We start from the raw sequence: 12606 nt of genomic DNA, 5'->3' as shown, positions 1-12606 counted from the left end.
GTGTTATCATACGGATCGTCCAAGTGCGATCAGGGCAGGGGTTATTTGAATGAACAATCGGGTAGGAGTTGTCATTGTGGCAGCAGGGCACGGCTCCCGTATGGGGACGCAGGAGAGCAAGCAATTTCTGCTTTTGCGGGACAAGCCCATCTTCATACATACACTTGAAATATTCGCAGCTATGCCCGAAGTGGATGAAATGGTGATGGTGACTGGGACAGAAGATGTGGAACGCTGCCGAGATTGGATTCATCAATACAAAATCGGTAAAAATGTACGGGTGGTGGCTGGTGGCAGTGAACGCCAGCATTCGGTTTATCGCGGTCTGCGCCACTTACAAGCGGATTGGGTGATGGTGCATGATGGTGTGCGTCCACTAATTCAACCTGAGCTTGTACGTTCATGCCTTGAGGCAGCCCAGCGTACTGGTGCTTCTGTAGCGGCAGTACCTGTAAAGGATACAGTCAAGCAAGTGAACGGGGATGGTATCATTACAGCAACGCCGGATCGCCGAAGTCTGTGGAGTATTCAAACGCCACAGACTTTTCGTCTTTCCGATCTGCTGCGAGCCTATGAGGAAGCGGAGCAGTCGGGATTCTTGGGAACAGATGATTCTATGCTGATAGAGCGGTTAGGAATTCCGGTTACTGTCGTTCAAGGCAGCTACAAGAACATCAAAATTACTACGCCTGAGGATTTGGATATGGCGGCGTTATGGGTAAAAACAGAGGGAGAGGATATCAAGTGATCAGAGTGGGACAAGGATTTGACGTCCACCAGCTGGTGGAAGGAAGGCCATGCATCATCGGAGGTGTGAATATTCCGTATGAAAAAGGTTTGTTGGGCCATTCCGATGCAGACGTGCTGCTGCATGCCATTAGCGATGCCATCTTGGGCGCGCTTGGCTTGGGAGACATCGGGAAGCATTTCCCGGATAACGACCCAGAATTTAAGGATGCCGACAGTCTTAAGCTACTGGAGCATGTGTGGGGGCTAGCTAAAGAGCGAGGATATCGCTTGGGGAATATTGATTCTACGATTATCGCACAAAAGCCCAAAATGGCATCGTATATTCCGCAGATGAATGAAGTCATCGCTCGGGCGCTGGAAGCAGAGGAGCTATCCCAGGTGAACGTCAAGGCGACCACGACAGAGCAACTCGGGTTTCCCGGACGGGGTGAAGGAATCGCGGCTCAATCGGTTGTCTGTCTTATCAAGTAAATGCTATCATCTTGAGTAATTCAATTTGGAGGAGATTATATGAGCACGGAAGTTCGTGTACGTTATGCACCAAGCCCTACAGGGCATCTGCACATTGGAAATGCCAGAACGGCATTATTTAATTATTTGTTTGCCCGCAATCAAGGTGGGAAATTTATTATTCGTATCGAAGACACAGATGTGAAGCGCAATATTGAGGGCGGAGAAGAAAGCCAACTTAAATATTTGAAATGGTTGGGTATGGACTGGGATGAGAGCGTAGACGTGGGAGGTAAGTTTGGACCTTATCGTCAGACTGAACGCTTGGACATATATAAAACGTACTGGCAGGATTTGCTGGATCGTGGTTTGGCTTACCGTTGTTACTGCACTGAAGAAGAGCTGGAGCGCGAGCGTGAAGAGCAGACGGCACGTGGGGAGACACCACGCTATTCTGGAAAACATCGTGATCTAACAGAAGAACAGTGCCAGGCATTTGAAGCAGAAGGCCGTGTACCAAGTATTCGTTTTCGCGTACCGGAAGATCGTGAATATACGTTTGACGATATCGTAAAAGGTCAAATTACATTCAATTCCAAGGAAAGCGGCGATTTTGTTATCGTCAAAAAGGATGGTATTCCGACATATAACTTCGCTGTAGCGGTTGACGATTATTTGATGAAAATATCGCATGTACTGCGGGGCGAAGACCATGTTTCCAATACACCGCGGCAGTTGATGATCTTTGAAGCACTTGGCTGGGAACCGCCACGCTTCGGTCATATGACGCTGATTGTAGGCGAGGATCACAAAAAGCTCAGTAAGCGTAACGAATCCATTATTCAGTTCATGGAGCAGTATGACAAGTTGGGCTATCTGCCAGAAGCTATATTCAACTTCATTGCACTGCTGGGCTGGTCCCCGGAAGGCGAAGAAGAGATCTATGATCGAGAACAACTGATTTCGATTTTCGATCCTAATCGTTTGTCCAAAAGTCCAGCTGTGTTTGATACAAATAAGCTTGCTTACCTGAACAATCACTATATTAAAAAGGCTGATCCTGAGCGAATTGCCAGCATGGCGATTCCACATCTCCAGGCAGCGGGGCTGTTGCCGACTGAACTGTCTGCGGAACAACTGGATTGGGCTAAGGCTCTGGTTCGCTTATACCAGGAACAGATGACTTCTGCATCCGATATTGTAGCGTTGTCTGAGTTGTTTTTCCGTTCACATCTGGAACTGGATGCTGAAGCAGCAGCTGTATTGGCCGAAGAGCAGGTTCCTGGGGTACTTAGAGCTTTTGCAGCTAAAGTTGAAACGAGCGAGGAATTTACAGCTCCACAAATGGCTAAGCTGATCAAGGAAGTTCAAAAGGAAACTGGCTTTAAGGGAAAACAACTATTCATGCCGATTCGTGTGGCTCTTACAGGGCAAACGCATGGACGGGATCTGAATGAAACCATCTTTTTGCTCGGACGTGACAAGGTACTGGATCGTCTTAAGGCACAAATTAAAGGCTGATATTTCTTGTCAATTTGTTGTCTTTTCGCTATAATGACTCCATTGATACGGATTGATATTTACGTGTAAAGGCTGCGAACAGGAGAAGTACACTGCATAAGGGCATCTGCCAGAGAGGACGGTCGAGGGGAAACCCCAGGCTGAGAGCCGTCCAGATGACCTGCGGAGGAAATGCGCCTGGGAGCCGTGCGCCCGAACTCTCATTAGCGTCAAATGCTGATGTGACAAGGGCGTGCCGAGTCGTTCCCGTTACAGGACGCCAAAGACGGACTGCTTTGCTTTTTATGCAGCAGGTATGTTCGAAGCAGAGTGGGACCACGTTCATGCGTCTCTGCAGCTTAGGCTGCGGAGGCGCTTTTTCTTTTTTTATCAGACTCAGACTCATTATAGATTGAAAAATGTCGAAGAGTGCTGGTTGATGCGAAAATTGGCGAAACGTGAAGTGTTGTGAAGATGCGGCAAGGATATGAAGGGAATAGGAGGGCGACATGTTCAGACATTTCAAATCCGACATTCAGACTGTTTTGGATAATGATCCGGCCGCCCGGAGTAAGCTTGAGGTCATTTTTACGTATTCCGGCGTTCATGCTCTTTGGGCACACCGAATCGCACATTGGTTTTATTTGCGAAACTGGTGTACTCTAGCCCGTGTTATATCCCAGGTATCGAGGTTTATGACAGGCATTGAAATTCATCCTGGCGCTCGTATCGGAGATCGGCTGTTCATTGACCATGGCATGGGAGTTGTCATCGGTGAAACCTGTGAGATTGGCGACGATGTCGTATTGTATCAGGGGGTCACACTCGGCGGGACTGGGAAAGAGAAAGGGAAGCGCCATCCGACCATTGGGAATAATGTTGTTATCGGCTCCGGTGCAAAGATATTGGGCTCTTTTACGATTGGGGCACAGTCCAACATTGGCTCCAACTCGGTTGTGCTCAAAGAAGTCCCACCAAACAGTACGGTGGTGGGCATCCCGGGGCGAGTTGTCAGACAGGATGGTAGGCGGCCAGACCGACTTAGTCATCAATTGCCTGATCCGGTTGTGGACTCTATGAGAGAACTTCAACGGGAAATTGAACGTTTGCATGCAGAAATATCTGATTTGAAGGATGGGCCATCCGCTCAGAAACATCAGGTGACCCAAGAGAATAAATTAGAAAAATGATTTTCATGAGGGAGGAACATAACAATGCCGCTTCAAATTTATAATACAATGACGAGGAGCCGAGAGCCTTTTGTGCCACTGGAGCCTGGAAAGGTTAAAATGTATGTATGCGGACCTACCGTGTATGATTACATTCATATTGGCAATGCACGACCTGTAATTGTATTTGACGTGGTGCGCAGCTACCTGGAGTACTTGGGCTATGATGTAAACTATGTGGTGAATTTTACGGATGTCGATGATAAACTAATCCGCAAAGCTCGGGAACTTGATATGGATGTTTCGGCAGTTGCTGAAAAATTTATTGCTGCCTACCATGAGGATCTGGCAGGATTGAATGTTCCTGCTGCCAGCATGAACCCTCGTGTAACAGAGAGTATGGACCTGATTATTGATTTTATTAAGGAATTGGTAGACAAAGGCTATGCTTATGAAAATGATGGCGATGTATTCTATCGGACCAAAAAGTTCAAAGATTACGGACAACTATCAGGTCAAAATCTGGAAGAGCTTCAGTTCGGAATTCGCATCAATGTGGATGAACGCAAGGAAAATGCCGAGGACTTTGTACTCTGGAAGGCAGCGAAGCCGGGTGAAATTCATTGGTCGAGCCCTTGGGGAGATGGACGACCAGGCTGGCATATCGAATGCTCTGCTATGGCTCGCCATTATTTGGGGGATACACTGGATATTCATGGGGGCGGACAGGATCTGCAATTTCCGCATCATGAATGTGAATGCGCACAATCTGAAGCGATTACGGGTAAGCCCTTATCTCGCTATTGGATGCATAACGGATATATTCGCATAGATAATGAAAAAATGTCGAAATCACTCGGTAATGGTATTTTGGTTAAAGATTTGCGCGCTCACCACAAGCCGGAGGCTTTACGTTATTTTATGTTGTCGACACATTACCGGAATCCGTTGAACTATAACCAAGAGACTATGAGTCAGGCGGAGAACAGTGTCGAGCGGATCGCCATTGCAGTTGCCAATGTGAAGCATCGTTTAGCTAATGCGCTGGAAGGTAATGGGGGACTATCGACGGAACTGCAAACGAAGCTCGACGGAATTTTGCAGCAGTTTGGCGAAAAAATGAATGATGATTTCAATACACCTGATGCGATTACTGCTGTATTTGATTGGGTTAGCGAAGCAAACCATTTGTTGCAGCGAGATGTCGTACATCAGGTGGAACTACAAGCTGTATTGCATACCTTTCATTCGATGAATAGCGTACTTCGTATTTATTCGGAACCGAGTGAAGAGTTGCTGGATGACGAAATTGAGGATTTAATTGCAGAACGTGTCGAAGCTCGTAAGACCAAAAACTGGGGTAGAGCTGACGAAATTCGCGATCTGTTGGCTGCAAAAGGCATTGTGCTTGAAGATACGGCGCAGGGTATGCGGTGGCGGCGAAAATGAGTGATAAGCCACTGAACTCAGGAGCATCGGAAGGTACGGGGAACTGGTTCCCGTACCCTGCATCCAAGCCAGCCCGTTTGATGCCCCCCATTGCACTAGCTTACATTGGTGATGCAGTGTACGAGGTAGCTGTCCGGCAATATTTGTTGGCTCAGCCAAACCTGCGTCCAAATCATCTGCATCGGCGAGCCACAGGGCTAGTCTCCGCCAAGGCGCAGAGTCGCATGTTGGGGCTATTGGAAAAGGTACTGACGGAAGAAGAACGCGATATTGTCCGACAAGGAAGAAATGCTAAATCAGGAAGTTTGCCCAAAAATGCTGATGTGCTTGAGTATCGGCATGCCACTGCACTGGAAGGGTTGATTGGATCTCTTTATTGTGATGGACATTTGGACAGATTAAGAGAGTTGATTACGTTCGGAATTGCACAAATGGAAAATACAGAAAAATCATAAATGGGAACGGACTGGATGGAACAAGCATCGTCCGTTTCCCGGGAGGAAGCTAGAGATGGAAGAAGAATGGATTGCCGGTAAGCATTCGGTAACGGAGGCATTGCGTTCAGGCAGAACGATAAATAAAATATGGATTGCGGATAATGCACAAAAACATTTGACGCTGCCGATTACAGCTGAGGCGAAAAAAGCAGGAATCATTGTCTTGCAGGTGGACAAGCGTAAGCTGGATCAAATGGTTCCGGGCATTCAGCATCAGGGAGTGGTCGCGCAAGCTGCGCCTTTTGCCTATGTTGAAGTGGAAGAATTGCTCGCCACTGCTCGTGATAAGGGAGAAGAGCCGTTTTTAATTTTGCTGGATGAGATTGAAGACCCTCATAATTTGGGCTCCATCCTTCGTACAGCGGACTGTACTGGAGCGCATGGTGTTATTGTGCCGAAAAGGCGTTCTGCAGCTGTAACTGTAACGGTGTCCAAAACATCGGCAGGTGCTGTGGAGTACGTCCCGGTGGCGCGTGTAAACAATCTGGGACAAACCATTGACCGTCTTAAAGAAGAGGGTGTATGGGTAGTTGGTACGGATGTTACAGCGAAAGACCCTGTCTTTGGGAATGGAGTATTCACGGGACCGGTAGCCATTGTCATTGGTAACGAAAATAAAGGGATGGGCCGCTTGATCCGTGAGAAATGCGATGTACTCGTCAAGCTTCCAATGGCGGGGCAAATTAATTCCCTTAATGCTTCTGTAGCTGCAGGTGTTGTCATGTACGAAGTATTGCGCGGACGACAGGCACGGGGCTAACGATATGGCTGACATGCGGGATGTTCTGCTTGTGGACGGTTACAACATGATTGGAGCCTGGCCCGAACTTTCCGCACTGGTACAATCTGGTATGCAGGAAGCGAGGGACAGACTTCTTGAACGGCTGGCGGATCATCAGGCGTATTCCGGCAGAAGAGTCATCGTCGTATTTGATGCTTACAGGGTGCCAGGATTAGGTAAAACTTTTGCCCAGAGTAAAGTCCAGATTTATTTTACCAGAGAAAAAGAAACTGCTGATGAGTGCATCGAGCGATTGGTTCGGGAGCTGAGCAGTAAAAGAAGAAGTGTTTACGTAGCCACAAGCGATCAGGTAGAGCAACATGTCGCATTTGGACAAGGTGCACTCAGGGTGTCGGCGCGGGAATTACTGATCGAGATTGAGGAGTCCGAAAGGGAAGTGCAGAAGCGAATCCAGCAGGATAGTGCCAAATTGTCCCGTAACTCGCTAGATGCCAAACTGAGTCCGGAGCTTCGAAAGTTGTTTGAACGATGGAGAAGAGAATAATCCAATAATTGGACCTCTCTCCATTTTGAAACCATTGACAATTTTGTTAGCGCTCTTCTTTTTTAGGTTGTTGTGGTTGACGGTATCAGGTTACATCGCGTATACTTGTCGTATATTTGAGAGAGTAACGGGTACCTTGCGTTGCAGCCGGAGGGATTGTTAGTGAGTGTGGACCTCAAGGATATCATGTTGTCAAAGTTTGATTACAAAAATGATGAAGACATTGTCGGAGCAGTCCATGAAGGTGATGGGGAAGCGCTGGAGTTTCTGATTAACAAATACCGGAACTTTGTGCGGGCCAAGGCCAGATCCTACTTCCTGATTGGTGCTGATCGCGAGGATATTATTCAGGAGGGCATGATTGGTCTCTACAAATCCATTCGTGATTTTAAGGGAGACAAGCTTGCTTCGTTCAAGGCTTTCGCCGAGTTGTGCATTACACGACAGATTATTACGGCAATTAAGACGGCTACACGACAAAAGCACATTCCTCTGAACTCTTACGTGTCTCTGGACAAGCCCATCTATGATGAAGAGTCAGACCGGACGTTGCTCGATGTGATTTGCGGAACACAAGTAAGTGACCCTGAAGAGCTGATAATCAATCAGGAAGAGTTTGTGGGCCTTGAGGACAAGATGTCCGAAATTCTGAGCGAGCTGGAACGCAAGGTACTTATGTTGTATCTAGACGGACGTTCGTATCAGGAGATTGCAGAGGATCTTGACCGCCATGTGAAATCCATTGATAACGCGCTGCAACGGGTCAAGCGTAAACTTGAAAAGTATCTGGAAGTAAGAGATAGTTGAAAGTAGAGGCTGACAGGGAAAAGGCTCGAGTCCGAGTCTTTTTTTATTCGTTATAGGTAGATTATGCAGGTTTATAAGTGTTACAAATGATTTATACTAAAAAAGATGAATAATAGATATCGCCTTGATTTTTGAAGCAGCTTTTCAGAGAACAGTTTTAAAGGATGCACAGATGTTAAAATGCACCACAGCCGGGACTGCGAATTGTATGCAAACATTCGTTGACATGGAAAACCCCGTGTGATAAAGTGTTTTAGGTAGGCCTAAATTCGCGGTTTTTTTTAGGATCAATTATGAGACTTCCGGTGTTGGATGTCTTCGGGAGGTGCACATCATGCGGGTAATTATTACTTTGGCTTGTACAACATGCAAACAAAGAAATTACACAACGACGAAAAACAAGCGTAATCACCCCGACCGCATGGAGATGAAGAAATTCTGTAAGTCCTGTAACGAACAGACTTCTCATCGGGAAACCAGATAGTTTTTGGAGGTGTAGTCGGCGTGAAACGCAGTTTCAAGTCTCTGTTTTCCTTTTTCTCTGAAAGCTGGGCTGAACTCAAGAAGGTTCGCTGGCCCAATCGTAAAGAACTGACCAACTATACGCTGATTGTCATAGGGACAATTGCGTTCGTCACGATTTATTTTTGGGTTCTCGATATCGGCATTTCCGCTGTGATCGAAGCGATTATCTAGGAAGGGTTCCAGGTGGCTTGATATGGAAAAAAGATGGTACGTCGTTCATACCTATTCAGGGTATGAGAACAAAGTCAAAGCCAATTTGGAAAAACGCGTTGAGTCCATGGGCATGGAAGACAAGATATTCCGTGTTCTTGTTCCTATGGAAGAAGAACTGGTAACCAAGGACGGTAAGAAAAAAACCGTTATGCGTAAAGTCTACCCTGGTTATGTCTTAGTCGAAATGGTCCAAACCGACGACTCTTGGTATGTTGTACGCAACACACCAGGTGTTACGGGATTTGTAGGGTCGACAGGCTCGGGTTCCAAACCGACGCCATTGCTTCCAGAAGAAGTTGAACAGATTCTGAAGCATATGGGCATGGTAGAGCCGAAACCGAAGATTGAATTCGATGTTAAGGAATCCGTGCGAATTAAAGTTGGTCCTTTTGCGAATTTTGTGGGCTCCGTGGAAGAAATTTTGGTTGAGAAGAGCAAGCTTAAGGTTCACGTCAACATGTTTGGACGGGAAACCCCGCTTGAGTTGGATTATACTCAAGTGGAGAAAATATAGATTTTTCTTACAGGTTTCTTGTGGGAGGATCGATAGGTCCGTCTACCACTATTGAGTCAAGGAGGTGTCATCCATGGCAAAAAAGGTAATTAAAATGGTAAAACTGCAGATTCCTGCAGGGAAAGCTAATCCAGCGCCTCCAGTAGGTCCAGCTTTGGGTCAAGCAGGTGTCAACATCATGGCATTCTGTAAAGAGTTCAATGCTCGTACTGCTGATCAAGCAGGCCTGATTATTCCGGTTGAAATTTCGGTATTTGAGGATCGTTCTTTTACGTTCATCACCAAAACTCCACCGGCTGCTGTTCTGTTGAAAGTTGCTGCTAAAATCGAAAAAGGTTCCGGTGAACCGAATAAAACGAAAGTTGCAACTGTAAATCGCGCTGCTGTTCGTCAAATTGCAGAGCAAAAAATGCCTGACCTTAACGCAGCTTCCGTAGAATCGGCAATGCGTATGGTTGAAGGTACTGCTCGCAGCATGGGTATCACCATCGTAGATTAATTTTATTAATCTACGTGTGCCGGCAGTTTGACTGTCCGGCAAGTGTGGGAGGAATATCCGCTAATACCACATAAGGAGGAAAACATTATGGCTAAACATGGTAAGAAGTACCTGGAAGCTGCTAAGCTGATTGACAGCGAAGCAACTTACGAGCCTTTAGAAGCCGTTGAACTGGTGAAAAAGGCAGCGACTGCTAAATTCGACGAAACCGTTGAAGCAGCAGTTCGTCTGGGCGTAGATTCCCGTAAACAAGACCAGGCTGTTCGTGGTGTTGTTGTCCTGCCGCATGGTACGGGTAAAACACAACGCGTTCTGGTATTTGCAAAAGGTGACAAAGTGAAAGAAGCGGAAGCGGCTGGCGCTGATTTTGTTGGTGATCAAGATATGATCAACAAAATCCAACAAGGCTGGTTCGAATTCGACGTCTGCGTTGCGACACCTGATATGATGAGTGAGGTTGGTAAACTGGGTCGTTTGCTCGGTGGTAAAGGTTTGATGCCTAACCCTAAAGCAGGCACAGTTACTTTCGACGTTGCCAAGGCTGTTCAAGAAATTAAAGCCGGTAAAATCGAATACCGTCTCGACAAAGCCGGTCAAATTCATGCGCCAATCGGCAAAGCTTCCTTCAGTGCTGAACAGCTGAACGAGAACCTTAAAGCCTTGGTTGAAGCCTTGAACCGTGCGAAGCCAGCGGCTGCTAAAGGTGTATACCTGAAAAACATCGCTATTTCTTCGACTATGGGACCAAGTGCACGCGTGAACGCATCTGTTTACAGATAATAATTTGATTGACACACTCAATCAAATTTGTTATTCTATAAAAGTTGTGAGTCCTTGTGACTGACCATTAAAGTTGAATATGCTTACCGTAGACAGTAGGTGCCTTCGGGCTTAATTTCCTACCGAGGTGTTATGATAGAACGTTTCATGTGACGGGCTTGTCCCGTCCATGTAGATTTATCAAGCCTTCGTACTCTACGGAGGCTTTTTTCATGCTTATGAAAGCAAGCTTTGTAAGATCACCAGATCGGGTGCTTCGAACAAAGCGGATAAATTGATCAGGAGGTGTACAGTTTGGCAAATGCAAAGGTGATTCAAGCAAAACAAGAAGCTGTTGAAGTTGTAGCTGCAAAATTGCGCGAGAGCGTAACAACTGTGGTTGCAGACTATCGCGGTCTGAATGTTGCCCAAGTAACTGAGCTGCGTAAGCAGCTTCGCGAAGCCGGAATCGAATTTCAAGTGCTGAAAAACACACTGCTCCGCCGTGCAACTGCGGCAGCAGAATTGACTGAACTGGACGCAGTATTGACAGGTCCTACTGCAATCGCGTTCGGCAAAGATGATGCAGTGTCTGCAGCTAAAATCTTGAACGATTTCGCTAAGAAGAACAATGCACTGGAACTGAAAGGTGCAGTTGTAGAAGGTCGCGTTATCGGTGTTGAGGAAATCAAAGCACTGGCAGAACTGCCATCCCGCGAAGGTCTCCTTTCCATGCTCCTCAGCGTGCTTCAAGCTCCTGTGCGCAACTTCGCGCTTGCAGTTAAAGCTGTTGCAGAAAAAGAAGAGCAAAGCGCATAAGTTAGGGATTAAACCTGCTGTATAGCAGTTGAGAACAAAAAAATACGAATTTAAATGGAGGTTCAACCATGAGTAAAGAGCAAATCTTGGAAGCAATTAAAGGTATGTCCGTATTGGAACTGAACGATCTCGTGAAAGCAATCGAAGAAGAATTCGGCGTAACTGCAGCAGCTCCAGTAGCTGTAGCAGGTGGCGCAGCAGGTGGCGCAGCAGAAGCTGAGCAATCCGAGTTCGACGTAATCTTGACAAGCGCTGGCGCTTCCAAAATCAACGTTATCAAAGCAGTTCGCGAAATCACAGGTCTTGGCCTGAAAGAAGCAAAAGAACTGGTTGACAATGCTCCAAAACCACTGAAAGAAAAAATCGCTAAAGAAGAAGCTGAATCCATTAAAGCAAAATTGGAAGAAGCAGGCGCTTCTGTAGAAGTAAAATAATTGACTGCTTTCTAGCAGACAATGAACTAAAACAAACCCCTTGAGGTGATCTTCAAGGGGTTTGTTGCTGTAAAACGGTAGTACCAGCATGTCTGAAAGGTTATTGTAAAGGCTATGATGGTAGTACAACCGAAAGAGGTGGGCATGAATGGCTGATCATTATTACTCCAAGCGGCCAGAGACGGCGCATGAACGACGGAGCCTGGAAACAGTGCTTCGGGGGCGGTCATACCGTTTAGCCAGCGATTCAGGCGTTTTTTCGAAGCAGGGAATTGATTACGGGAGTCGTGTGCTGATTGAAGCGATGCAGCTTCCTGCACAAGCCTCGGTATTGGATGTAGGATGCGGTTATGGGCCGATTGGTTTGGTGGCAGCCGCGCTTGTCCCCGAGGGACACGTCACAATGGTTGATATTAATGAGCGAGCCGTTCAACTAGCGATAGAGAATGCGGAACGTAATGGGGTTAAGAATGTCACTATTAAGCAAAGCGATTTGTTTGCGGAAGTGAAGAATGAACGTTTTGACGTGATCTTGACGAATCCTCCTATACGTGCAGGAAAAGAAACAGTGCATACCATTTTTGAGCTTGCTTATGAACATTTAAACGAGGGTGGAGCTTTGTGGGTAGTCATTCAGAAAAAGCAGGGGGCCCCTTCGGCGAGTGCTAAGATAGAGAGCCTTTTCGGTCATGTAGAGGAAGTTACAAAGGATAAAGGTTATCGAATTTTGAAGGCTGAAAAAAGTTTTTAAGAAAATGCAATAGGACCATTGACTTGAATCCTGGTCTGTGATATTATTATAAAATGTCAGTATTAGGATGCCCTCCATGGCTTTAGTTTGTTGAAATGTCAATAGATTTATGCGTAGTAGGTATAGTATTTATCTCTATTACGTATAATACAACCATTTTGGGCAAATCTACAAGTGATGAAGA

The 12606-nt window shown here is 46.4% G+C and carries 17 protein-coding genes and 1 other annotated feature; all 17 genes read left to right on the top strand.

Features of this window, described 5'->3' with window-relative positions; all coding sequences use genetic code 11:
• Positions 1-49 precede the first annotated feature (49 nt).
• A complete protein-coding gene (ispD, locus tag KAI36_RS23785) occupies positions 50-748 on the top strand; it encodes a 2-C-methyl-D-erythritol 4-phosphate cytidylyltransferase (protein WP_220026169.1) in 699 nt (232 codons plus the stop codon).
• Positions 745-1221, top strand: a complete 477-nt coding sequence (gene ispF, locus KAI36_RS23780) for a 2-C-methyl-D-erythritol 2,4-cyclodiphosphate synthase (RefSeq protein ID WP_025723806.1) — start codon at positions 745-747, stop codon at positions 1219-1221. Before ispD ends, ispF begins: the two co-directional genes overlap by 4 nt.
• Positions 1222-1260: 39 nt before the next feature.
• Positions 1261-2721 carry a glutamate--tRNA ligase gene (gltX, locus tag KAI36_RS23775; RefSeq protein ID WP_220026168.1) on the top strand — a complete coding sequence of 487 codons (1461 nt, stop codon included), beginning with the start codon at positions 1261-1263 and terminating at the stop codon, positions 2719-2721.
• Between the two features lie 488 nt (positions 2722-3209).
• On the top strand, positions 3210-3890 hold the full coding sequence (gene cysE / locus KAI36_RS23770; protein ID WP_220026167.1) for a serine O-acetyltransferase: 681 nt from the start codon (positions 3210-3212) through the stop codon (positions 3888-3890).
• A 24-nt stretch (positions 3891-3914) separates the two neighbouring features.
• A complete protein-coding gene (gene cysS / locus KAI36_RS23765) occupies positions 3915-5318 on the top strand; it encodes a cysteine--tRNA ligase (protein WP_220026166.1) in 1404 nt (467 codons plus the stop codon).
• Positions 5315-5773: a Mini-ribonuclease 3 gene (locus KAI36_RS23760; RefSeq protein WP_071643182.1), complete on the top strand. Its 459-nt coding sequence runs from the start codon at positions 5315-5317 to the stop codon at positions 5771-5773. The genes cysS and KAI36_RS23760 overlap by 4 nt, the downstream gene beginning before the upstream one ends.
• Before the next feature lie 55 nt (positions 5774-5828).
• Complete coding sequence (rlmB, locus tag KAI36_RS23755) at positions 5829-6575, top strand: 23S rRNA (guanosine(2251)-2'-O)-methyltransferase RlmB (RefSeq protein WP_023990564.1); 747 nt, start codon at positions 5829-5831, stop codon at positions 6573-6575.
• A gap of 4 nt (positions 6576-6579) precedes the next feature.
• Entirely contained in the window at positions 6580-7101 is a 522-nt protein-coding gene (locus KAI36_RS23750; RefSeq protein WP_025723810.1) for an NYN domain-containing protein, read from the top strand.
• Positions 7102-7263: 162 nt separating this feature from the next.
• Positions 7264-7908 (top strand): RNA polymerase sporulation sigma factor SigH, encoded by a 645-nt coding sequence (gene sigH / locus KAI36_RS23745; protein ID WP_016324748.1) that lies wholly within the window; start codon positions 7264-7266, stop codon positions 7906-7908.
• A 334-nt stretch (positions 7909-8242) separates the two neighbouring features.
• Positions 8243-8392, top strand: a complete 150-nt coding sequence (rpmG, locus tag KAI36_RS23740) for a 50S ribosomal protein L33 (protein WP_023990562.1) — start codon at positions 8243-8245, stop codon at positions 8390-8392.
• A 20-nt stretch (positions 8393-8412) separates the two neighbouring features.
• Positions 8413-8604, top strand: a complete 192-nt coding sequence (secE, locus tag KAI36_RS23735) for a preprotein translocase subunit SecE (protein ID WP_013312170.1) — start codon at positions 8413-8415, stop codon at positions 8602-8604.
• A gap of 22 nt (positions 8605-8626) precedes the next feature.
• Positions 8627-9160, top strand: a complete 534-nt coding sequence (gene nusG / locus KAI36_RS23730) for a transcription termination/antitermination protein NusG (protein ID WP_007432596.1) — start codon at positions 8627-8629, stop codon at positions 9158-9160.
• 73 nt (positions 9161-9233) lie between these two features.
• Complete coding sequence (rplK, locus tag KAI36_RS23725) at positions 9234-9659, top strand: 50S ribosomal protein L11 (RefSeq protein ID WP_007432595.1); 426 nt, start codon at positions 9234-9236, stop codon at positions 9657-9659.
• Between the two features lie 87 nt (positions 9660-9746).
• Positions 9747-10439 (top strand): 50S ribosomal protein L1, encoded by a 693-nt coding sequence (rplA, locus tag KAI36_RS23720; RefSeq protein ID WP_013312169.1) that lies wholly within the window; start codon positions 9747-9749, stop codon positions 10437-10439.
• Between the two features lie 68 nt (positions 10440-10507).
• Positions 10508-10659: a sequence feature (ribosomal protein L10 leader region), on the top strand.
• A 74-nt stretch (positions 10660-10733) separates the two neighbouring features.
• Positions 10734-11237: a 50S ribosomal protein L10 gene (gene rplJ, locus KAI36_RS23715; RefSeq protein ID WP_013312168.1), complete on the top strand. Its 504-nt coding sequence runs from the start codon at positions 10734-10736 to the stop codon at positions 11235-11237.
• 68 nt (positions 11238-11305) lie between these two features.
• Positions 11306-11671 (top strand): 50S ribosomal protein L7/L12, encoded by a 366-nt coding sequence (gene rplL / locus KAI36_RS23710; protein WP_010348819.1) that lies wholly within the window; start codon positions 11306-11308, stop codon positions 11669-11671.
• Positions 11672-11819: 148 nt separating this feature from the next.
• Positions 11820-12422 (top strand): class I SAM-dependent methyltransferase, encoded by a 603-nt coding sequence (locus KAI36_RS23705; RefSeq protein WP_220026165.1) that lies wholly within the window; start codon positions 11820-11822, stop codon positions 12420-12422.
• The last annotated feature ends 184 nt before the right edge of the window (positions 12423-12606 follow it).

This window comes from Paenibacillus sp. S02 (assembly GCF_019454065.1).
Classification (GTDB): Bacteria; Bacillota; Bacilli; order Paenibacillales; family Paenibacillaceae; genus Paenibacillus; species Paenibacillus polymyxa_B.
Note: the sequence above shows the minus strand (reverse complement) of the source record. Positions and strands in the feature narration are given on the sequence as shown.